The organism is Mesorhizobium sp. WSM4815, assembly GCF_055811575.1.
This window is the reverse complement of sequence record NZ_JBVVQS010000098.1, coordinates 1-19,504: the sequence shown is the minus strand read 5'-3', so window position 1 is coordinate 19,504 and position 19,504 is coordinate 1. Positions and strand designations below refer to the sequence as shown.

At 62.8% G+C, this 19,504-nt stretch carries 22 protein-coding genes and 1 pseudogene; 8 read left to right on the top strand and 15 right to left on the bottom strand.

What is annotated here, in order from left to right:
• Positions 1-73: 73 nt before the first annotated feature.
• From AC0L2B_RS21245 to hutI, 5 genes are all read right to left on the bottom strand, one after another.
• A complete protein-coding gene (locus AC0L2B_RS21245) occupies positions 74-661 on the bottom strand; it encodes a HutD/Ves family protein (protein ID WP_473746710.1) in 588 nt (195 codons plus the stop codon).
• 8 nt (positions 662-669) lie between these two features.
• Positions 670-2,340, bottom strand: a complete 1,671-nt coding sequence (gene hutU / locus AC0L2B_RS21240; RefSeq protein ID WP_473746709.1) for a urocanate hydratase — start codon at positions 2,338-2,340, stop codon at positions 670-672.
• Between the two features lie 40 nt (positions 2,341-2,380).
• Positions 2,381-3,199 carry an N-formylglutamate deformylase gene (hutG, locus tag AC0L2B_RS21235; RefSeq protein ID WP_473746708.1) on the bottom strand — a complete coding sequence of 273 codons (819 nt, stop codon included), beginning with the start codon at positions 3,197-3,199 and terminating at the stop codon, positions 2,381-2,383.
• A gap of 64 nt (positions 3,200-3,263) precedes the next feature.
• Positions 3,264-4,799 (bottom strand): histidine ammonia-lyase, encoded by a 1,536-nt coding sequence (gene hutH, locus AC0L2B_RS21230; protein ID WP_473746707.1) that lies wholly within the window; start codon positions 4,797-4,799, stop codon positions 3,264-3,266.
• Positions 4,796-6,031, bottom strand: a complete 1,236-nt coding sequence (hutI, locus tag AC0L2B_RS21225; RefSeq protein ID WP_473746706.1) for an imidazolonepropionase — start codon at positions 6,029-6,031, stop codon at positions 4,796-4,798. Before hutI ends, hutH begins: the two co-directional genes overlap by 4 nt.
• Positions 6,032-6,131: 100 nt before the next feature.
• Here hutI and AC0L2B_RS21220 point away from each other — a divergent pair, with 100 nt between their 5' ends.
• Positions 6,132-7,484: a formimidoylglutamate deiminase gene (locus AC0L2B_RS21220; RefSeq protein ID WP_473746705.1), complete on the top strand. Its 1,353-nt coding sequence runs from the start codon at positions 6,132-6,134 to the stop codon at positions 7,482-7,484.
• A 2-nt stretch (positions 7,485-7,486) separates the two neighbouring features.
• The gene (hutC, locus tag AC0L2B_RS21215; RefSeq protein ID WP_473746940.1) at positions 7,487-8,227 is read left to right on the top strand and encodes a histidine utilization repressor; all 741 of its coding nucleotides are present in this window, start codon (positions 7,487-7,489) and stop codon (positions 8,225-8,227) included.
• 93 nt (positions 8,228-8,320) lie between these two features.
• Here hutC and AC0L2B_RS21210 read toward each other — a convergent pair whose 3' ends face one another.
• Positions 8,321-8,665: a RidA family protein gene (locus tag AC0L2B_RS21210; RefSeq protein WP_473746704.1), complete on the bottom strand. Its 345-nt coding sequence runs from the start codon at positions 8,663-8,665 to the stop codon at positions 8,321-8,323.
• A 223-nt stretch (positions 8,666-8,888) separates the two neighbouring features.
• Between AC0L2B_RS21210 and aztA the strand changes: the two genes are divergently transcribed.
• From aztA to AC0L2B_RS21190, 4 genes are all read left to right on the top strand, one after another.
• Entirely contained in the window at positions 8,889-9,701 is an 813-nt protein-coding gene (gene aztA, locus AC0L2B_RS21205; RefSeq protein WP_473519440.1) for a zinc ABC transporter ATP-binding protein AztA, read from the top strand.
• Positions 9,701-10,576, top strand: coding sequence for a zinc ABC transporter permease AztB (gene aztB, locus AC0L2B_RS21200; RefSeq protein ID WP_023803212.1), 876 nt, complete (start codon positions 9,701-9,703; stop codon positions 10,574-10,576). Before aztA ends, aztB begins: the two co-directional genes overlap by 1 nt.
• Before the next feature lie 19 nt (positions 10,577-10,595).
• Positions 10,596-11,516 (top strand): zinc ABC transporter substrate-binding protein AztC, encoded by a 921-nt coding sequence (gene aztC / locus AC0L2B_RS21195; RefSeq protein WP_473746703.1) that lies wholly within the window; start codon positions 10,596-10,598, stop codon positions 11,514-11,516.
• A 146-nt stretch (positions 11,517-11,662) separates the two neighbouring features.
• A complete protein-coding gene (locus AC0L2B_RS21190; RefSeq protein WP_128176911.1) occupies positions 11,663-12,001 on the top strand; it encodes a protein tyrosine phosphatase family protein in 339 nt (112 codons plus the stop codon).
• Here the strand turns inward: AC0L2B_RS21190 and AC0L2B_RS21185 are convergent.
• On the bottom strand, positions 11,998-12,465 hold the full coding sequence (locus AC0L2B_RS21185; RefSeq protein ID WP_027153898.1) for an Lrp/AsnC family transcriptional regulator: 468 nt from the start codon (positions 12,463-12,465) through the stop codon (positions 11,998-12,000). The two genes, AC0L2B_RS21190 and AC0L2B_RS21185, sit on opposite strands and share 4 nt — an antisense overlap.
• Positions 12,466-12,605: 140 nt before the next feature.
• Between AC0L2B_RS21185 and hppD the strand changes: the two genes are divergently transcribed.
• Entirely contained in the window at positions 12,606-13,718 is a 1,113-nt protein-coding gene (gene hppD, locus AC0L2B_RS21180; RefSeq protein WP_287181411.1) for a 4-hydroxyphenylpyruvate dioxygenase, read from the top strand.
• 7 nt (positions 13,719-13,725) lie between these two features.
• On the opposite strand, the gene AC0L2B_RS21175 is transcribed toward hppD, so the two are convergent.
• The 7 genes from AC0L2B_RS21175 to hmgA all read right to left on the bottom strand — a co-directional run bounded on the left by AC0L2B_RS21175 (position 13,726) and on the right by hmgA (position 18,675).
• On the bottom strand, positions 13,726-14,037 hold the full coding sequence (locus AC0L2B_RS21175) for a BrnA antitoxin family protein (RefSeq protein ID WP_023803217.1): 312 nt from the start codon (positions 14,035-14,037) through the stop codon (positions 13,726-13,728).
• 170 nt (positions 14,038-14,207) lie between these two features.
• Positions 14,208-14,756: a DinB family protein gene (locus AC0L2B_RS21170; RefSeq protein WP_473746702.1), complete on the bottom strand. Its 549-nt coding sequence runs from the start codon at positions 14,754-14,756 to the stop codon at positions 14,208-14,210.
• Position 14,757: 1 nt separating this feature from the next.
• Positions 14,758-15,045: a hypothetical protein gene (locus AC0L2B_RS21165; protein ID WP_031256732.1), complete on the bottom strand. Its 288-nt coding sequence runs from the start codon at positions 15,043-15,045 to the stop codon at positions 14,758-14,760.
• A 36-nt stretch (positions 15,046-15,081) separates the two neighbouring features.
• Positions 15,082-15,327 (bottom strand): hypothetical protein, encoded by a 246-nt coding sequence (locus AC0L2B_RS21160; protein ID WP_287173242.1) that lies wholly within the window; start codon positions 15,325-15,327, stop codon positions 15,082-15,084.
• A gap of 44 nt (positions 15,328-15,371) precedes the next feature.
• Positions 15,372-16,385 carry a fumarylacetoacetate hydrolase family protein gene (locus AC0L2B_RS21155; protein ID WP_473746701.1) on the bottom strand — a complete coding sequence of 338 codons (1,014 nt, stop codon included), beginning with the start codon at positions 16,383-16,385 and terminating at the stop codon, positions 15,372-15,374.
• Positions 16,386-16,459: 74 nt separating this feature from the next.
• The gene (locus AC0L2B_RS21150; protein WP_473746937.1) at positions 16,460-17,350 is read right to left on the bottom strand and encodes an MBL fold metallo-hydrolase; all 891 of its coding nucleotides are present in this window, start codon (positions 17,348-17,350) and stop codon (positions 16,460-16,462) included.
• A gap of 11 nt (positions 17,351-17,361) precedes the next feature.
• Entirely contained in the window at positions 17,362-18,675 is a 1,314-nt protein-coding gene (hmgA, locus tag AC0L2B_RS21145) for a homogentisate 1,2-dioxygenase (RefSeq protein WP_473746700.1), read from the bottom strand.
• 79 nt (positions 18,676-18,754) lie between these two features.
• Between hmgA and AC0L2B_RS21140 the strand changes: the two genes are divergently transcribed.
• The gene (locus AC0L2B_RS21140) at positions 18,755-19,210 is read left to right on the top strand and encodes a MarR family winged helix-turn-helix transcriptional regulator (protein ID WP_473746699.1); all 456 of its coding nucleotides are present in this window, start codon (positions 18,755-18,757) and stop codon (positions 19,208-19,210) included.
• 63 nt (positions 19,211-19,273) lie between these two features.
• On the opposite strand, the pseudogene tdh reads toward AC0L2B_RS21140, so the two are convergent.
• Positions 19,274-19,504: pseudogene (tdh, locus tag AC0L2B_RS21135) on the bottom strand (L-threonine 3-dehydrogenase); the annotation flags it as partial.

Here is a 19,504-nt window from a genome sequence, read left to right as displayed (position 1 = left end):
AGGCTTTTTCGTGATCTGGGCTTGATCTTACGGCATATTTTGCCGGTGTTGTGATCATGTTTCGAAACAGGCGTTAATCGTTTGCTGCAACGCGATCGATGCGGATCACGAACAGCGTCGCTGGTCGCGCAGGCTCCAGGCGCTGTGACAGAGCGCCCGGTCCGAGCAACAGCGTGTCGCGCGGTCCGATGCGGACAGGCGTCGCGCCGGCCATCGTGATCTCGCCGTCAAAACACAGGATGAGGGTCGCATCAGCGGCCGACTGGATGTCCGTCGGGGCTGAAATCACCAGGCGTTCGACGGCATGGGTCATCCGTCCACGCCGTGTCATGACGTTGAGATCGGTGATCGGACCGGCGATCAGCGCCGCTTGCGTCGGCACATCGGCCGCAAACGAAAGCGGGGCGGATGTTTTGGTCAGCGTAGTCGTCGGGCCGCCGGCGATATCGAGGACAATCCCCTCACCTTCCAATACGGCCAAGCTTCGGTCCACTCCGGCAAAGTCGGAGAATGGCCCGCCGCTTTCGACGCGCGCCATGGAGACGCGCCAGTCGAAATCGTCGAGCGCAGCACGTGTAGGCGAGACGGCGATTTCCGTCGTCATTCCGCCGCCGTTCTTCCACGGCATGGACCGGTATTCGGCTGCCCGCAGGATGCGCAAGGCGCGGTTCAGCCGAGGATGCCTGGCAGGTTGAGCTGGTGCTCCCTGGCGCAGTCGATGGCGAGGTCATAGCCGGCATCGGCGTGGCGCATGACGCCGGTTGCGGGGTCATTCCATAGCACCCGCTCCAGGCGTTTGGCCGCTTCGCGTGTGCCGTCGGCAACGATGACCATGCCGGCATGTTGCGAAAACCCCATGCCGACGCCACCGCCATGATGCAGCGATACCCAGGTTGCGCCGGAGGCGGTGTTGAGCAGCGCATTGAGCAGCGGCCAGTCGGACACGGCGTCCGAGCCGTCCTTCATCGATTCCGTCTCGCGGTTCGGCGAGGCAACCGAGCCTGAATCGAGATGATCGCGGCCGATGACCACCGGCGCCTTGAGCTCGCCTTTCGCCACCATCTCGTTGAAGGCGAGGCCGAGCCGGTGGCGGTCGCCGAGACCGACCCAGCAGATGCGCGCCGGCAGACCCTGGAAGGCGATGCGGTCACGCGCCATGTCGAGCCAGTTGTGCAGGTGGGTGTTGCCTGGCGTCAGCTCGCGCACCTTGGCGTCGGTCTTGTAGATGTCCTCGGCATCGCCGGAGAGGGCTGCCCAGCGAAACGGACCGATGCCGCGACAAAACAGTGGCCGGATATAGGCCGGCACGAAACCCGGGAAGGCAAAGGCATTGTCGAGCCCTTCCTCCTTCGCCACCTGGCGGATGTTGTTGCCATAGTCGAGCGTCGGCACGCCGGCGTTCCAGAACGCCACCATCGCCTCGACATGTTCGCGCATCGACGCGCGCGCCGCCTTTTCGACCGCCTTCGGGTCGCTGGTGCGCTTCTCGCGCCATTCGGCGAGCGACCAGCCCTTGGGGAGATAGCCGTTGAGCGGATCATGCGCCGACGTCTGGTCGGTGACCAGGTCGGGACGCACGCCACGCCGCACCAGTTCCGGCACGATGTCTGCGGTGTTGCCAACCAGGCCGACCGATTTCGCCTCGCCGGCCCTGGTCCAGCGCTCGATCTTTTCCAGTGCCTCGTCGAGCGTGTCGGCGCGTTCGTCGACATAGCGGGTGCGCAGCCGGAAATCGATGCGGTCGGGATCGCATTCGATCGCCAGGCAGCAGGCGCCGGCCATGACCGCGGCCAACGGCTGGGCGCCGCCCATGCCGCCGAGGCCGCCGGTCAGGAGCCATTTGCCCCTGAGGTTGCCGTCGTAATGCTGGCGGCCAGCCTCGACGAAGGTCTCGTAGGTGCCCTGCACGATGCCTTGGGTGCCGATGTAGATCCACGAGCCGGCCGTCATCTGGCCGTACATCATCAGGCCCTTCTTATCGAGCTCGTTGAATTTCTCCCATGTCGCCCAGTGCGGCACGAGGTTGGAATTGGCGATCAGCACGCGCGGCGCATCGGTGTGGGTACGAAACACGCCGACCGGCTTGCCCGACTGCACCAGCAGCGTCTCGTCGTCTCCAAGCGTCTTCAGAGAGGCGACGATGCGATCAAAGTCGTTCCAGGTGCGCGCCGCGCGGCCGATGCCGCCATAGACGACCAGTTCGTTGGGATTTTCAGCGACGTCGGGATCGAGATTGTTCATCAGCATGCGCAACGGCGCTTCAGTCAGCCATGTGCGGGCATTGAGCTCGCTGCCGCGCGGGCTGCGGACTTCGCGGATGTTGTGGCGAGGATCGGTCATGGCGTCACTTTTCCTTTCGAATGAGCTGCGCGGCGATGCGTCAGCGCCCGGTCCAGGCAATCGCGCTTTCCAGGATCCGCTTCAGCGTGGCGCGGATCGGCGCGGCGAATGCCGGGTCGTAAGGCACCGGCCAATTGTCGGGCGTACCTTTGCCCTCGGGCTCGCGCATATAGCCGCGGTTGGACAGTTCCATCTGCAGCGCATGGACGTTGTTGTGCGGCTGGCCGAAATGGCGCGTGATCCAGCCGCCTTTGAAGCGGCCGTTGACGACAAAACTCTCGCCGGTCTCGGCGAGGATCTGGCCAACCATTGCCTGCAAGCCCGGGTCGGCGCTTTTGCCGTCATTGGTGCCGAGGTTGAACACCGGCAGCGTGCCTTCGAACAGCCGCGGCAGCATCGAGCGGATCGAATGGCAGTCATAGAGGACGATCTTCCGGTGCACGGCGCGCAGCCTGTCGATCTCGGCCTGCATGGCGGCATGGTAAGGCCCAAAGTACTTTTCGCGGCGCTCGTCGACCTCCGAGGCATCAGGCTCTTCCCCGACACGATATAGCGGATCGCCGTCGAAGGTCTCGGTCGGGCACAGGCCGGTGGTTGCCTGGCCGGGATAGAGCGAGACTCCAGACGGATCGCGATTGACGTCGATGACGGTGCGCGAGATCGCGGTATGCACCACCGTCGCGCCGAGGTCTTCGGCAAAGTCATACAGCTTGTCGATCCACCAGTCGGCGTCGCGGCGGCCGAGCCAAGGCGACACCAGCCGGTTCTCAAGGCCGACGAGATCGATGCCGGTGTGCGGGATCGAGACCAGCAGCGGGGCGGTGCCGGGCGTTACAGTGAGCCAGGAGGGTAAAGTCATGAATGGTCTCCCTGCGCCGGCGCTCTACGGCGCGAAGGATCGCGACCTATCGAGGTGTGCGCCCTCACGACGCGATTCCCGGCAGCGCCACCGCGCCCGCTGCCTTCACGGCAGCGCCGCTGCGCACCATGGCGATGGCCTTTTCCATGTCCGGGTGGAAATGCCGGTCATTGTCGAGATGCGGCACTTCGGCCCTGACCAGCCTGCGTACCGCTTCGAGCGGCGCACTCGATGCCAGCGGCGCATGGAAATCGCAGCCCTGCGTGGCGGCCAACAATTCGATGCCGATGACGGCCGTCGCATTCTCGGTCATGCCGATCAGCCGGCGCGCGCCATGTGCCGCCATCGAGACGTGGTCTTCCTGATTGGCCGAGGTCGGGATCGAATCGACACTGGCCGGATAGGCCTTTTGCTTGTTTTCCGAGACGAGTGCCGCCGCCGTCACTTGCGGGATCATGAAGCCGGAATTCAAGCCTGGCTTCGGGGTCAGGAAGGCCGGCATGCCCGACAGCGCCGGATCGACCAGCATGGCGATGCGCCGTTCCGACAGCGAGCCGATCTCGCAGACGGCGAGCGCGATCATGTCGGCGGCGAAGGCGACTGGCTCGGCGTGGAAATTGCCACCGGAAAGTGCTGTGTCGTCCTCGGCGAAGATCAGCGGATTGTCGGTGACGCCGTTGGCCTCGGTGCCCAGCGTGCCGGCGGCCTGGCGCAGCACGCTGAGCGCTGCACCCATCACCTGCGGCTGGCAGCGCAAGCAGTACGGGTCCTGCACGCGTTCGTCTCCGACCCGGTGCGATTCACGGATGGCACTGCCGGCCATCAGGTTGCGCAGCGCCTCTGCCGTCTCGATCTGGCCAGGATGCCTCCTGAGCAGGTGGATGCGCGGATCGAAGGGGGCGTCGGAACCCTTGGCGGCATCGGTCGAAAGCGCACCGGCGACCAGCGCCGACTGGTAGAGCACTTCGGCGTCGAACAAGGCGGCCAACGCATAGGCGGTCGAAAACTGTGTGCCGTTGAGCAGCGCCAACCCTTCCTTGGCGCCAAGCGTGACCGGCTCCAGCCCGTGAGAGACAAAGGCGACCTTGGCCGGGAACCGACCATGCGGGGTAAAACATTCGCCGACGCCGATCATCGCCGCTGTCATGTGCGACAGTGGCGCAAGGTCGCCGGATGCGCCGACCGAGCCTTGCGCCGGCACCACCGGAATGACGTCGTTGGCGAGCATCGCTTCGAGCAGCTCAATGGTCTGCGGCCGCACGCCGGAGGCGCCCTGCGCCAAGCTGGCCAGCTTCAGTGCCATCATCAGCCGGCAAACAGCGACCGGCATCGGTTCGCCGACACCGGCGGCATGCGACAGCACGATGTTGCGTTGCAGCGTCTCGAGATCGGCGGCGGGGATACGGACGCTGGCCAATTTGCCGAAACCGGTGTTGATGCCATAGACTGGCTCACCCTTGGCGACGATGCGGGCAACGGCCTCGGCGCTGGCCTTGATCTTTGGCCAGCAGGCCGCGTCCAGCTTCGGCATGGCGCCACGATAGATTTCGCGCCAGTCGGCCAGCGTCGTGTTGCCCGGCTTGAGTTTGAGTTTACTCATTGTCCCCTCCAGATGCGGGCATGCAGCGGGTTGAAGCCCATGCGGTAGACGAGCTCGGCAGGGCGCTCGATGTCCCAGATCGCCAGGTCGGCCGATTTTCCAGCCTCCAGCGTGCCGGTTCGTCCGAGCAGTCCGAGCGCGCGGGCGGCCTCGCGGGTGACACCGGCAAGGCATTCGTCAACAGTCAGACCAAACAAAGTCGCCGCCATGTTCATGGTCAGCAGCAGCGAGGTCAGCGGCGAGGTGCCGGGATTGCAGTCGGTGGCGACCGCCATTTTGACGCCGTGCTGGCGAAACAGGCCGATCGGCGGCTTCTTGGTCTCACGGATGAAATAGTAGGCGCCGGGCAGGATCGTCGCCACGGTCCCGGCCCTCGCCATCGCCGCCGCACCCGCCTCGTCAGTGTATTCGAGATGGTCGGCCGACAGGGCGCCATAGCGCGCTGCAAGTTCTGCGCCGTGCAGGTTGGACAATTGGTCAGCGTGGAGTTTTACCGGCAGGCCCGCTGCTTTCGCCGCGTCGAACACGCGAGAAATCTGCTCGGGCGAAAAGGCGAGGCCCTCGCAAAAACCATCGACCGCGTCGGCCAGGCCCTCGGCGGTGACGGCCGGCAAAATCTCGTTTGCGACCAGATCGATAAACGCGTCCTTGTCGCCTTTCGCTTCAGGCGGCAGGGCATGCGCGCCGAGGAAGCTCGTTGTTACCGTTACTGGACGGTTTTCGCCCAAGAGCCGCGCGGAGCGCAGCGATTTCTTCTCGTTTTCGAGATCGAGCCCGTAGCCCGACTTGACCTCGATGGTGGTGAGGCCTTCAGCGATCAGCGCGTCGAGGCGCGGCAGCGACTGCGCAACCAATTCCTGCTGGCTGGCAGCGCGCAGCGCCTTGACCGACGAGACGATGCCGCCGCCGGCCCTGGTGACCTCTTCATAGGTGGCGCCGGCCAGCCGCATCTCGAATTCGTTGGCGCGATTGCCGGCGTGGATCAGATGAGTATGGCAGTCGATCAGGCCGGGTGTGATCCAGCGGCCTTCGCAATCGACATTCTCGGCGTTCTGGCTGAACGCTGCCGGCATGTCGGCTTCCGGGCCGGCATAGACGATCAGGCCATCGCGCGCGGCGATCGCGCCGTCTTCGACGATACCCAGTCCGGCGGCGCTGTCGGCCATGGTCGCCAGACGCGCATTGCGCCAGAGGCGGATCTCCCCTGCCCGGCTTTTGCTCTCTCCAGCCATCATCTTTTCCGTTTCAATCGGCGGTGGTTATGTATATACATATTGAAACGCACTGCAAGTGGTATCATTGCACGGGACAAAGGGAATCGGAGAGAAAAACGTGACTGCGATCTTTGCGGAACAGGCGCTTCTGCCCGACGGCTGGCATTCCAATGCCCGGATCGTCGTCAGTGATGGCCACATCGCCACGGTCGAGCCGAACACCGCATCCCAGCCCGGCGACGAACGCCATGCCATTCTGCTGCCAGGCATGCCGAACCTGCACAGCCACGCCTTCCAGCGCGGCATGGCCGGTCTAGCCGAGCTGCGCGGCCCTTCAGCCGACAGTTTCTGGAGCTGGCGCGAGGTGATGTATCGCTTCGCGCTGTCGATGACGCCGGATCAGGTCGAGGCGGTCGCCGCGCAGCTCTATGTCGAGATGCTGGAGGCTGGGTTCTCACGCGTCGGCGAGTTTCACTATCTGCATCACGACCGCGACGGCCAGCCCTACGCCAACGTCGCCGAAATGGCCGACCGCATCACCGCCGCGGCTGCCGACACCGGCATCGGGCTGACGCTGCTGCCGGTCTTCTATGCACATTCCTCTTTCGGCGGCGCAGCGCCGAATGAAGGCCAGCGGCGATTCATCAACGATATTAATCGGTTCTCGCGGCTTGTTGAGAAATGTCACGAAACCGTTCCCACCTTGAATCACGCTGTCGTCGGCATCGCCCCGCACAGTCTGCGCGCCGTGACACCGGAGCAGTTGGAAAACATCGCGACAATGGCACCCGGCGGACCGATCCACATCCACATCGCCGAGCAAGTGAAGGAGGTCGAGGACTGCCTTGCCTGGTCCGGGGCGCGGCCGGTCGAATGGCTGCTCGCCAATGCCAGGGTCGATAGTCGCTGGTGCCTGATCCACGCCACCCACATGACCGAGACCGAGACGGCGGCCATGGCGAAAAGCGGAGCAATCGCCGGCCTCTGCCCGATCACCGAGGCCAATCTCGGCGACGGCACCTTTGCAGCACCTTTGTTCAAACAGCATGGCGGCCGCTTCGGCGTCGGCTCCGACTCCAACGTGCTGATCGGCCTGCCGGACGAATTGCGGCAGCTCGAATATTCGCAGCGCCTCGCCCACCGTGCCCGCAACCTGCTGGCGGTCGCCGGCGGTTCGACCGGGCGCGCACTGTTCGATGCCGCGCTCGACGGCGGCAGCGCGGCGCTCGGCGCAAGCCCCTCGCGGATCGCCGCTGGCGCCCCAGCTGATTTCATCTCGCTCGATGGCAAGCACCCGTCGCTTGCCGGCAAGACGGGCGATGCAGTGCTCGACACCTGGATCTTCGCCAACGGTTCCAAGGTCGATTGTGTCTGGGTGCATGGCAAGAAACTGGTCAGCAGTGGCAGGCATGCAAGGCGCGATTTTATTGCCGAGCGTTTTCGCAAGGTGATGACGGCGCTTTCGCCATGAGCATGATCCAGACAATGGATGCGGACGGCGGCGAGCCCCTCTCGCTGCATCAACGCATCCTGTCCGACATCAGCGAACGAATCCTGTCCGGCGCCTGGGCGCCCGGCCACCGCATCCCGTTCGAGCACGAGCTGACGGCCGAGTACAAATGTTCGCGCATGACGGTGAACAAGGCGCTGTCGCAGCTTGCCAAGGCGGGGCTGATAGAGCGCCGCCGCCGCTCTGGCAGCTTTGTCCGGCGGCCGCAGTCGCAAGCCGCGGTGTTGGAAATCCATGACATCAGGATCGAGGTCGAGGCGCTCGGCCTGCCCTATCGCTACGAGCGTGTGGCGCGACATAAAAGGCGCAGCAGCGCCGAGGATCGCGCCTTGCTGGAACTCGACTCCAACGGGCCGGTGCTGGCGCTGGAATGCCGGCATTTTGCCGGCAAGCGGCCGTTCGCCCACGAACAGCGGCTGATCAACCTGGCCGCTGTGGCCGAGGCTGCCAACGAGGAATTTTTTGCCGTCGCGCCTGGGCCGTGGCTGATCGCCCGCGTGCCATGGAGTGCCGCCGAGCACCGCATCCGCGCCGTCGCCGCCGACAGACACATTGCGACCGCACTCGAAATCGAGTCCGGCGCCCCCTGCCTGGTGGTCGAGCGACGGACATGGAGCGCCGAGCACCCGGTCACCCATGTCCGTTTCACCTATGCGGCCGACAGCCACACGCTGGTCGCGCGGTTCACGCCGTCGCAGGGGTAATTTTTGCGATATTGAAGATTGGCGAAACCCAGCGTGACATCCAATCTCCCCCTCGTGGACCCTCGTGGGGGAGATCGGCAGCTTCACCGCATCTCAAATCGCTGCAGTAATAATAATCTCGACCAGATATTCCGGCCCGGCAAGCTTGGCCTCGCCGGTGGCGCGGGCCGGGGTATGGCTCTGTGGCACCCACTTGTCCCATTCCGCGTTCATCTCGGCAAAGGTGCTCATGTCGGCCAGCCAGATGATCGCCTGCAGGATCTTGGTCTTGTCGGTGCCGGCCTTGGCCAGCAATTCGTCGATGGCCGCCAGGATGTCCCTGGTCTGGGTGCCGACGTTTCCGCCCGGTTCGCCGACCTGACCAGCCAGATAGACGGTGTTGCCGTGGATGACGATCTGGCTCATGCGTGGGCCAACATCGATGCGACGAATGCTCATTGGACGTTTCCTTCCTTTGTGGGTCGCGCCTCTTTAGAGTCGCGGTTCGCTGGGGGCAAGGTTGCATGAGCCAATCCTCTTGAGCCAGCAGGCGTGGGGCGAAAATAGGCACACGCAAATTGCTCCGGTCGCCGCAATTCCGCCGGATTGACTTGTTGACTAATGTAATAACATCACATATCCACCGCCGCTGCCGTATTAGTCGTGTCCCACGGATCGTCACATGACCAAAACCTGCCTGACATTCCGCGACCTGACGCTGGGCTACAACAGCCATCCGGCGATCCATCATCTCGATGGCACGATCCGCCGCGGGTCGCTGACTGCCGTCGTCGGCGCCAATGGCTCGGGCAAGTCGACCCTGATGAAGGGTATCGTCGGCGTGTTGAAGCCGATGGCCGGCACGGTTGTCCGGGCGCCCGGCGTGCGCGCTGCTTATCTGCCGCAACAGTCGGAGCTCGACCGCTCCTTTCCCGCTCGGGTCGTTGATCTGGTTTCGCTCGGCCTGTGGCCACGGCGCGGGCTGCTCGGCCGCTACACCAGGGAAGATCGCGATTCGGTCAGCCAGGCGCTGATGGCCGTCGGCCTCGGCGGCTTCGAGAAGCGCCCGATCGACACGCTGTCGGGCGGCCAGCTGCAGCGCACGCTGTTCGCCCGCGTGCTGCTGCAGGACGCCGATCTCATTCTGCTCGACGAACCGTTCAACGCCGTCGATACCAAGACCGTCGGCGACCTGATCGCACTGATCAAGCGCTGGCATGGCGAGGAACGCACGATCCTGGTTGTCGTCCACGATCTGGAACTGGTACGCCAGAACTTCCCCGAGACGCTGCTGCTGGCGCGCCAGCCAATCGCCTGGGGCGAAACCAGGGAAACACTGCGGCCGGAAAACCTGTTGCGCGCGCGCCGCTTCCACGAAGCCTGGGAGGAGAACGCGCCCTGGTGCGAGCCCGACAAGCACGGTGATCACGGTCACGGCCCCGGGCACAACCATGCGCACGACCATCATCACGGCTCCGGGCCGCGGGCCGCATGATGGACACGCTCTACGGTCTTCTCGTTGCTCCGTTCGCCGAATTCGCCTTCATGCAGCGGGCGCTTGCCGGCTCGCTGATGCTGTCGCTCGGCGCCTGCCCGGTCGGCGTGTTCCTGATGTTGCGGCGCATGAGCCTTTCCGGCGACGCCATGGCCCACGCCATCCTGCCAGGTGCTGCCGCCGGTTTCCTGTTTTATGGGCTGGAAATCCTGCCGATGACCATCGGCGGGCTGATTGCCGGCATCATCGTCGCGCTCGGCGCAGGCGCCGTCTCGCGCTTCACCATCCAGCGCGAGGACGCTTCGATGGCGGCCTTCTACCTGATTTCGCTGGCGATCGGCGTGCTGATGGTGTCGATCCGCGGCTCCAGCGTCGATCTCATGCATGTGCTGTTCGGCACCGTGCTTGCGCTCAACAATGAAGCGCTGACACTGATCGGCGGCATCGTGCTGGTCACGCTGGTCAGCCTCGCCATCTTCTGGCGGGCGCTCGTCGCCGAATGTCTCGACCCGCTGTTCCTGCGTTCGGTCAGCCGGCTGGGCAGCCCGGTGCATTTCATCTTCCTCGGCCTCGTTGTGCTCAACCTGGTCGGCGGCTTCCAGGCGCTCGGCACGCTGCTATCCGTCGGGCTGATGATGCTGCCTGCGGCTGCCGCCCGCTTCTGGACCATGCGCGTCGAGCCGATGTGCGTGCTGGCGGTGCTGATCGGCTTTGCCTCTTGCGTCGCCGGGCTGCTTTTGTCCTACCACGTGTCGCTGCCTTCTGGCCCGGCCATCATCCTGTCGGCCGGCGTTGTCTATTTTGCCTCGATCCTGTTCGGCACGCGCGGCATCCTGCGCGCCCGCATTATCCATCACCGCCACAGAACCGCCTGATCCCAAAGGAGTGCTGTCCATGCTGAAATCGATCCGCGCCGCCTTGGCAGTGGGCGTTATGACATTGTCAGCCTTTGGCGCGTCGTCGGCCCTCGCGGAGCCGTTGAAAGTGGTCGCCAGCTTCACGATCATTGCCGATTTCGCCAAAAATGTCGGCGGCGACCGGATCAATCTGACCACCATCGTCGGGCCGGATGGCGATGCCCATGTCTACGAACCGAGCCCGGCTGACGCGGTGGCGATGGCGGGTGCGGATGTGGTGCTGGTCAACGGCCTGCATTTCGAAGGCTTTTTGCAGCGCCTGGTCGACGCCAGTGCCACCAAGGCGACGATCGCCGTTTTGACCAAGGGCGTCACGCCGATCAACTTCAAACCCGAATTCGCCGATGCCGACGCCGCTGAAGGCGAAGATACCGATCCACATGCCTTCCAGTCGATCGCCAACGCCAAGATCTATGTGAAGAACATCGCCGACGCCTTCTGCACCGCCGACGCTGGGGGTTGCGACGGCTACAAGGCCAATGCCGCCGCCTATACTGAGAAACTCGACGCGCTTGAGGGCGAAGTGCAGACGGCGATCCAGTCGATCCCGGAAGAGAAACGCGTCGTCATCACCTCGCATGACGCCTTCGGCTATTTCGAGAAGGCCTATGGCCTCACCTTCCTGGCGCCCGAAGGGGTATCGACCGAGGCGGAGCCGTCCGCTGCCGACGTCGCCAAGCTGGTCGGCCAGGTGAAGCAGGACAAGGCGGCGGCTGTCTTCATCGAGAACATCAGCAACGCCCGGCTGATCGAGCAGATCGCCAGCGAGACCGGCACCAAGGTTGGCGGCACGCTTTATTCGGATGCGCTGTCGCAACCCGACGGCCCGGCCTCGACCTATATCGACCTGATGCACAACAACATCGCCCAGATCAAAGGCGCGATCCTCGGAAGCTGATGCCTTCCTAGCCAGCCGGGCCGCGTCGGCTCGGTTGGATTCTCCGTCGAGAATAACTATCTGCGCAGTGGGATTTCATTCTGCGCGGATTGCCGATCTCGTCGGGGAGTCTTAAGACTGCGGTCAAACCAGTTTTGCGAGGAAACATGGAATATCGTCAGATCACCGAGGACTATTCGGTCTCCGGCCAGATCCAGCCCGAAGAAGTCGCCGCCATCAAGGCCGCGGGCTTCAAGAGCGTCATCTGCAACCGGCCTGATGACGAGCAGCCCGGCCAGCCTTCGGCGGACACGGTCAAAGCGGCAGTCGAAGCCGCCGGGCTTACCTTCCGCTACATCCCGGTCATCAGCGGCCAGATCACGGCCCAAAATGTCGAGGACCAGGCTGAGGCGCTCGATGAGCTCGAAGGCCCGGTGTTCGCCTATTGCCGTTCCGGCGCACGCTGCACCAACCTTTTTGGGCTGATCCAGCAGTCGAAGGGCTAAATCGGCAGCGCGCCGGTTTCCTTCAGCGTTTCCAGCACGATCGCCGTCTTCACATGCTGCACGGATTCGTGCGGCAGAAGCACGCCGTTGACGAATTCCGACAGCGATTTCAGGTCGGGCGTCACCACTTTCAGGATGTAATCCATCTCGCCGGTCAGCGCGTGCGCCTCCTGCACCTCCGGCAGCCGCGCCACCAACTCGCCGAAGCGCCGCGCATTGTCGCGGTTGTGGGTGGCGAGCGTCACCGAGATGACGTTGACCAGTGAGAAGCCGAGCTTGTCGCGGTCGAGCACCGCGCGATAGCCCCTGATATAGCCGTCCTCCTCCAGCCTCTGGCGGCGACGCGAACATTGCGACGCCGACAGGTTCACCCGTTCCGACAAATCGTTGTTGGTCAGCCGTGCGTCGCCCTGCAAGAGAGCCATTATCTTGCGGTCAAACTGGTCTATGCGCGCCTCATCCATGATTTTTTCATCCACCATGCACAATTCCCGCATGATCTATTCGTTTAAAGCGTTTGAATGCAAGCACCATGCACCTGCTCCGCGCTATAGTAGCGTCAAAATGGCCCTTTGCGGCCAAGCAGCTTTAGGAGGACAACACCATGGGTCCCTTCCCGCACGATGCACCGCCCGCAACGATCAGCAAGGCCAATCCCGCCGGCACCGACGGCTTCGAATTCGTCGAGTTCGCGCATCCCGAACCGGAAAAGCTCGCCGACCTTTTTACCCGCATGGGCTATGTACCGGTAGCCAAGCACCGCACCAAGAACATCACCGTCTGGCGGCAGGGCGACATCAACTATGTCGTCAATGCCGAACCCGGCTCGCATGCGATGAAATTCGTCGACAAGCACGGCCCCTGCGCTTCCTCGATGGCCTGGCGGGTGGTCGATGCCAAGCACGCGTTCGACCATGCTGTCGCCAAGGGCGCCACACCCTATGAAGGCGTCGACAAGGCGCTCGATGTGCCGGCGATATCAGGCATTGGCGGCTCGCTGCTTTATTTCATCGAGGTCTACGGCGACAAAGGCTCGGCCTACGAAGCCGAATTCGACTGGCTGGGCGAGCCCGACCCGAAGCCGGAAGGCGTCGGCTTCTATTATCTCGACCACCTCACCCACAATGTCTATCGCGGCAATATGGACAAATGGTGGGATTTCTATCGTGACCTGTTCGGCTTCAAGCAGATCCATTTCTTCGACATCGACGGCAAGATCACCGGCCTGGTCAGCCGCGCCATCACCTCGCCCTGCGGCAAGATCCGCATCCCGCTCAACGAGTCCAAGGACGACACCAGCCAGATCGCCGAATATCTGAAGAAGTACAATGGCGAAGGCATCCAGCACATCGCCGTCGGCACGGACGAGATCTACGGCGCCACCGACAGGCTGGCAGCCAACGGGCTGAAGTTCATGCCCGGCCCGCCGGAAACCTATTATGAGATGTCTCATGCCCGCGTGCACGGCCATGACGAGCCGATCGAGCGGATGAAAAAGCACGGCATCCTGATCGACGGCGAAGGCGTGGTTGACGGCGGCACGACCAAGATCCTGCTGCAGATCTTCTCGAAAACCGTAATCGGCCCGATCTTCTTCGAATTCATCCAGAGGAAGGGCGACGAGGGTTTTGGCGAGGGCAATTTCCGCGCGCTGTTCGAATCGATCGAGCAGGACCAGATCAAGCGCGGGGTGCTGAAGGTACAGGCGGCGGAGTAGGCGACGCCTATTTGGCCAAGCCGGCGGCCTTGCGCAGAATGTCGTTGATCCGGCTCTGCCAGCCGGGACCGCCGGCGCGAAAGCGAGCGACCACATCGCTGTCGAGGCGCAGCGTCACCTGTTTCTTCGGATTGTCGAGCGCCGGCCGCCCGCGCGAACGGCGAATGCTTTCGGCGAGGTCCGGAAATACTTCAGCGAAGGGACGAGCGTTTCGAAAATCCTCCTCTGTCCATTCCGGATTGTCCGAAACGGCATCCCAATCTTCCTTGCTGTAGCCGCGCCCCGGTTCGAATTTTGTCTGCAGCTTAGGTTTTGTCATTGTACAATCTTCTTTCAGCCGGGGTGACGTAAGGAAAAATTCCTCATCCAGCGTGGCAAAATCCAACCCGTGCTTTTCGATGTTGGCCAACCGTTTCGGTTCGTCCCAGACGATCTTCATCGAAATTTATGTACCTACAATAATTAAGTCACGAATTTTCGTAACTACAATTAATTGCCGCCATCAATCGCCAACCGCTCGACCTCCGCTCTCCTCAGCTTCAGATCATAGTCGAGGAAGAATTCGTCGAGCTGCGGCGGCTTTACCGAGGTGCCGGACAGCATGGCGTGCACCTGGCCGCGATGATGGATGTCGTGGATGAAGAGGTGGGCAAGCAGGTCGCCGATGCGCTCCGGTATTTTTCCGTCCTCGCGCCGGTCGGTGATGACACGGCGGTCGAGATCGGCCGCCGACAAATGATCGCAAAAGGCGATCAATCGCCGGTCGGATGCGCCTTGGGCGTCAAACAGCGCTTGTGGTTCATCGAACGGCACGAAATCGTCATGGGCCGCGGCGCCAACGCCGCCCTCTTCGAGAAAATCGAGATAGAGATGATCGACCGCGAGGATATGGTTGAGCGTCGCCTTGATCGACGGAAAGAAGCTGGTTCGCTCGGCCTCGAATTCACCCGACTCAAGCTGCAGCACAGCGCTATACAGCCGGTCGTTCGACCAGAGGTTGTTGCGCGCCATGCGGCGCAGATGGTCGAGCAGGTCCACGTCACACACCGGTCCAGGCAATCAAATTCACGGCGATACCGATAGCCCCTATGGCTAGCAGACGAGCGATCATACCACGGCGTAGCGCTTGCGTTTCAACATCGCTCGCAACGTCCCGATTTATAGCGACGTTAACAAGCTTCGGCAGACGCGCCACGCTACTGAAGTTACGCAGTCTTTCAGATCGATCCTCGATCTGACGGCAGAGCCGGATCGCCGAAATCAAAAGCCAGGCGGTGGCGATGCTACAAATTCCCACGAACCAAAGGTAAGTAGCGGTGTAAGGCATCTTGGGTCCCCCCGCGTTTGGAGCGATTAAGCTAGATCACTCCGCTGACTGGACCAAGGACACGCCCGCCCAGAGAAGTGCGAATCCGGCGAGAACGATCAGCAGCAGCCGGTTCATGCGCCGGCGCATGGCTTGCGTCTCCTCGTCCCGCGCGACGTTCGTGTTGGTCACCGTGTGGAAAATCATCGCGTTGCGCGGAAAGCCGCTGCGGTTGGTAAGCCCGGGCGAGCGCGCCTCGATGCGATAGCTCAGCCGGACCGCCTGGATGAAGATCGCCAGCATGAGAAGAGCCCAGACACCGCAAAGAAGATAGACAGTCTCGCCTGTCATTCTCCGTATTTCTCGACCTTCTGCTCGATCGCACCAAAAATCGAATGTCCGATCCTGTCCTTCATCTCGATGCGCACAATGTCGCCAAGGCCCAGGAACGGGGTTGTCGGTTCGCCGGCCTCGATGGTCTCGATCATGCGCAACTCGGCTATGCAGGAATAGCCGGCGCCGCCCGCCGAGACAGGCTTGCCAGGCCCGCCGTCAAGCTTGTTTGAAACCGTGCCCGAACCGATGATGGTGCCGGCGGCCAGCGGCCGGGTTTTCGCGGCATGCACAATCAGCGCCGGAAAATCGAAGGTCATGTCCACGCCGGCGTTGGCGCGGCCGAACGGCTTGCCGTTGAGATCGACCAGCAGCGGCAGGTTGACCTTGCCGCCATCCCAGGCCTCGCCAAGTTCGTCAGGCGTCACCGCGACGGGCGAAAACGCCGAGGACGGCTTTGATTGGAAGAAGCCGAAGCCCTTGGCAAGCTCTGGCGCGGTGAGGGAGCGCAGCGTGACGTCATTGACCAGCATGACCAGCCGGATCGCGGCTCTTGCCGCATCGAGGCTTGCGCCTATCGGCACATCGTCGACGACGACAGCGACTTCCCCTTCCATGTCGACGCCAAGAGCCTCGTCGAGCGTGCGGATCGGATCACGCGGCGCGATGAAACTGTCCGAACCACCCTGGTAGATCAGCGGATCGGTCCAGAAGCTTGCCGGCATCTCGGCGCCGCGCGCCTTCCGCACCAGTTCGACATGATTCACATAGGCAGAGCCATCGGCCCACTGGTAGGCGCGCGGCAACGGCGAATGGGCATCATGCTCGTGAAAGCGCGCTGACGGCACCGCATTGTTCTCCAGCGATTCCGCTATTGTCGCCAGATGCGGCGCGATCCGATTCCAGTCGTCGAGCGCCGACTGCAGCGTCGGCACCAGAAACGAGGCATCGGTGAACCGCGTCAGGTCGCGCGAGACGACGACCAGCTTTCCGTCGCGCGTCCCGTCCTTCAATGTGGCAAGCTTCATGCGGTTTCCTCTCCTGATGCGGCTTTGGTGCCGCTTTGAATTTTGTTCTTATGATCTCTTCCGAAAACCGGTTCTCACTTTTCGCTAATGCGGTCCTTCGGTTCGGGATCATGCTCCAGTCCCACAACAAGGCCGTCGCGGGCAATCGTCAAGTCTCCGGCCCATGTTTTCCTGACGGCGGCGATCCAGTCGGCCTCGCCGATCTCGGGATCATCGGCCGGGATGAGGTGGTTGAGCACCAGTCTTTTGGCTCCTGCGTCACTGGCGATGCGCCCCGCCTCCTCAGCAAAACTATGGCTGGCGAGCAGATGCTCCCTCAGCCGCGCGCCATTGCCGGTTTTCGCGACGAGCCGCTCGATGCCGTCTTCCAGCATGGCTTCATGGACGAGAATGTCGGCGCCTTTGGCGAAATCCGCCAATGGCGGAAAGAACGCCGTATCGGCGGAAAACACCACGCTCTGTCCGGCATGCTCGAAGCGCAGCGCAAAGCAGTCGTTCACCGGCGGATGGTCGACGCGTAGCGCCAAAACCTTCAGGCCGCGCTCCTCCATCACCCGGCCTTCGCCGAACTCGATGATCGAAACCAAATCTGCGATATCAGGCCGGCCTTCGTCGACTATGCGTATCTCGATGTCGAATTCCATCGCCTGGCAAAAGCGCTGCCAGTAATGGCCGGTGCCGGGCGGGCCGAACACGGTGACCGGTGTCGCCAGACCCGCCGTCCAGGCGGTGTGGATCAGCGGACCGAGTTCCAGTACATGGTCGGAATGCAGATGCGTGATGAAGGCCAGGTCGAGCGACTTCAGGCTGATGCCGGTCTCGGCCAGCCCGTGCGTCACGCCAAGCCCGCAATCCACGACGATGGTACGTCCGCCGAATTTCAGCAGCGACGAACTCGGCCACGGACCGCCCGGCCGGAGCGCCGGGCCGCCCTTCGAGCCCAGCAGCACCAGCCGATCCCGCATTGGATCAGCGCTCAAGACCAGTCGCCCTCGGGCGTGCCGTTGAAGCGCTTCTTCAGATCGGTCCAGCAGTCGATGTAATTGTCCTGCCGGGTTTCAACCTCGGCGGCGTAGCGGGTCAGCATCTGCGGGAATCGCGTCTCGAACATGAAGGCCATGGTGTTGTCGAGCTTGACCGGTTTCAGATCCGCGTGGAAGGCTTTTTCAAAACCTGTTGCGTCAGGCCCGTGGGCCAGCATCAGATTGTGCAGGCTGATGCCACCGGGAACGAAACCCTCTTCCTTGGCGTCGTACTGGCCGTGGATCAGGCCCATGAACTCGCTCATGATGTTGCGGTGATACCAGGGCGGGCGAAACGTGTTTTCGGCCACCAGCCAGCGCGGCGGGAAGATGACGAAGTCGATGTTGGCGGTGCCTTCTTCGCCACTCGGCGCGGTCAGCACCGTGAAGATCGACGGATCGGGATGGTCGAACAGGATGGCGCCGACCGGCGAAAACGTTGCAAGATCATATTTGTAAGGCGAGTAGTTGCCGTGCCAGGCCACCACATCCAGCGGCGAATGATCGAGTTTGGTGACATGAAACTGGCCGCACCATTTCACGATCAGCCGGCACGGCGTCTCCTTGTCCTCGAACCAGGCGCAAGGTGTCTTGAAATCGCGCGAATTGGCCAGGCAATTGGCGCCGATCGGGCCACGATCCGGCAGCGTCAGCTTGGCGCCGTAGTTCTCGCAGACATAGCCGCGCACTGTTTCATCGACCAGTTCGACCTTGAACACGAGGCCGCGCGGCAGCACGGCGATCTCGCCCGGTCGCAATTCGATGACGCCCATCTCGGTGACGAAGCGCAGCGCCCCCACTTGCGGCACGATAAGCAACTCGCCGTCGGCGTTGAAGAAATGGTCGTCGGCCATCGAGCGGTTGGCGACATAGACATGGGCGGCCATGCCGGTCTGGCCGAGCACGTCGCCGGCGGTGGTGATCGAGCGCATGCCGGCAATGAAGTCGGTCGGTTCCTTCGGCATCGGCACCGGGTTCCAGCGGTACTGGCCAAGCGCCAGTTCGTGATCGCCGACATTCGGCGCGCTTTTCCACAGCGGATAATTCGCCGCCTTGAAGCGGCCGGTGTGCCTGACGCTCGGCCTGATGCGATAAAGCCAGGAACGCTCGTTGGTGCCACGCGGCGCGGTGAAGGGCGAGCCCGAAAGCTGCTCGGCATAAAGGCCGTAGGCCGGCCGCTGCGGCGAATTCCGCCCTTGCGGCAGCGAACCGGGCAAAGTCTCGGTTTCGAAGTCGTTGCCGAACCCCGGCATGTAGGAAAAGGCCATGGCATCCTCCCTGGATTGACCAAATTGGTTTCATTTGTAACCATCGAAAATGTAACTATCAATCGTGATGGAGCAGACCATGGAGGCTGACACCCTCGAACTTGAAAGCTTCCTGCCCTACCGGCTCTATCGCCTTGCCGATGCTGTCAGCCGCGAATTTTCCAGGGTTTACAAGGACCGCCACGGCCTGACGCGGCCCGAATGGCGCACGCTGGCCGGTCTCGGCCAGCACGGCACGATGACGGCAACAGCGCTCGGCGAACAGTCGGCTATGCACAAGACCAAGGTTTCGCGCGCCGTCGCCGAACTCGAACAACGCCGCTGGCTGACGCGAAAACCTGATGAAAAAGACCGCCGTGTCGAGCACCTGATGCTGACCAACGCGGGCCTAACCGCCTATCGCGAGATGGTGCCGCTGGCAAAAGCGTTCGAGCGGGACTTGCTGGGAAGGCTGACCGCGAGCGAGCGAGCGGCGGTCACGGAAGGGGTGGCGGCACTTAAGGGGGCATTGGATAGATCAACGACGCAGCTATGAAACTGCTACGCAGCGATCATTCCCACCCCTCCAACGTTTCCGGAACGGCACCCGGCCAACATCTCACCAGTCCATCACCACCTTGCCGGAATTGCCGCTCTTCATCGCCTCGAAGCCGGAAATGTAGTCGTCCACGCCGATGCGGTGGGTGATCAGCCCAGTGACGTCGAGCGGCCCCTGCACCAGCGCGATCATCTTGTACCAGGTCTCGAACATTTCGCGGCCATAGATGCCCTTGAGATGCAGCATCTTGAAGATGACCTTGTTCCAGTCGATCTCGAAGCCGGTCGGCGC

What these genes read in the sequence shown, in the direction of transcription:
- AC0L2B_RS21175 (WP_023803217.1), bottom strand. Translation starts at nt 14,037, where the DNA reads ATGACAAAACCTAAGCTGCAGACAAAATTCGAACCGGGGCGCGGCTAC.
- AC0L2B_RS21150 (WP_473746937.1), bottom strand. Translation starts at nt 17,350, where the DNA reads ATGCGGGATCGGCTGGTGCTGCTGGGCTCGAAGGGCGGCCCGGCGCTC.
- AC0L2B_RS21210 (WP_473746704.1), bottom strand. Translation starts at nt 8,665, where the DNA reads ATGAGCATTCGTCGCATCGATGTTGGCCCACGCATGAGCCAGATCGTC.
- aztA (WP_473519440.1), top strand. Translation starts at nt 8,889, where the DNA reads ATGACCAAAACCTGCCTGACATTCCGCGACCTGACGCTGGGCTACAAC.
- hutG (WP_473746708.1), bottom strand. Translation starts at nt 3,199, where the DNA reads ATGACTTTACCCTCCTGGCTCACTGTAACGCCCGGCACCGCCCCGCTG.
- aztC (WP_473746703.1), top strand. Translation starts at nt 10,596, where the DNA reads ATGCTGAAATCGATCCGCGCCGCCTTGGCAGTGGGCGTTATGACATTG.
- aztB (WP_023803212.1), top strand. Translation starts at nt 9,701, where the DNA reads ATGGACACGCTCTACGGTCTTCTCGTTGCTCCGTTCGCCGAATTCGCC.
- hutI (WP_473746706.1), bottom strand. Translation starts at nt 6,031, where the DNA reads ATGGCTGGAGAGAGCAAAAGCCGGGCAGGGGAGATCCGCCTCTGGCGC.
- AC0L2B_RS21155 (WP_473746701.1), bottom strand. Translation starts at nt 16,385, where the DNA reads ATGAAGCTTGCCACATTGAAGGACGGGACGCGCGACGGAAAGCTGGTC.
- AC0L2B_RS21185 (WP_027153898.1), bottom strand. Translation starts at nt 12,465, where the DNA reads ATGGATGAGGCGCGCATAGACCAGTTTGACCGCAAGATAATGGCTCTC.
- hmgA (WP_473746700.1), bottom strand. Translation starts at nt 18,675, where the DNA reads ATGGCCTTTTCCTACATGCCGGGGTTCGGCAACGACTTCGAAACCGAG.
- hppD (WP_287181411.1), top strand. Translation starts at nt 12,606, where the DNA reads ATGGGTCCCTTCCCGCACGATGCACCGCCCGCAACGATCAGCAAGGCC.
- AC0L2B_RS21140 (WP_473746699.1), top strand. Translation starts at nt 18,755, where the DNA reads ATGGAGGCTGACACCCTCGAACTTGAAAGCTTCCTGCCCTACCGGCTC.
- hutU (WP_473746709.1), bottom strand. Translation starts at nt 2,340, where the DNA reads ATGACCGATCCTCGCCACAACATCCGCGAAGTCCGCAGCCCGCGCGGC.
- AC0L2B_RS21160 (WP_287173242.1), bottom strand. Translation starts at nt 15,327, where the DNA reads ATGCTGGCGATCTTCATCCAGGCGGTCCGGCTGAGCTATCGCATCGAG.
- hutC (WP_473746940.1), top strand. Translation starts at nt 7,487, where the DNA reads ATGATCCAGACAATGGATGCGGACGGCGGCGAGCCCCTCTCGCTGCAT.
- AC0L2B_RS21165 (WP_031256732.1), bottom strand. Translation starts at nt 15,045, where the DNA reads ATGCCTTACACCGCTACTTACCTTTGGTTCGTGGGAATTTGTAGCATC.
- hutH (WP_473746707.1), bottom strand. Translation starts at nt 4,799, where the DNA reads ATGAGTAAACTCAAACTCAAGCCGGGCAACACGACGCTGGCCGACTGG.
- AC0L2B_RS21190 (WP_128176911.1), top strand. Translation starts at nt 11,663, where the DNA reads ATGGAATATCGTCAGATCACCGAGGACTATTCGGTCTCCGGCCAGATC.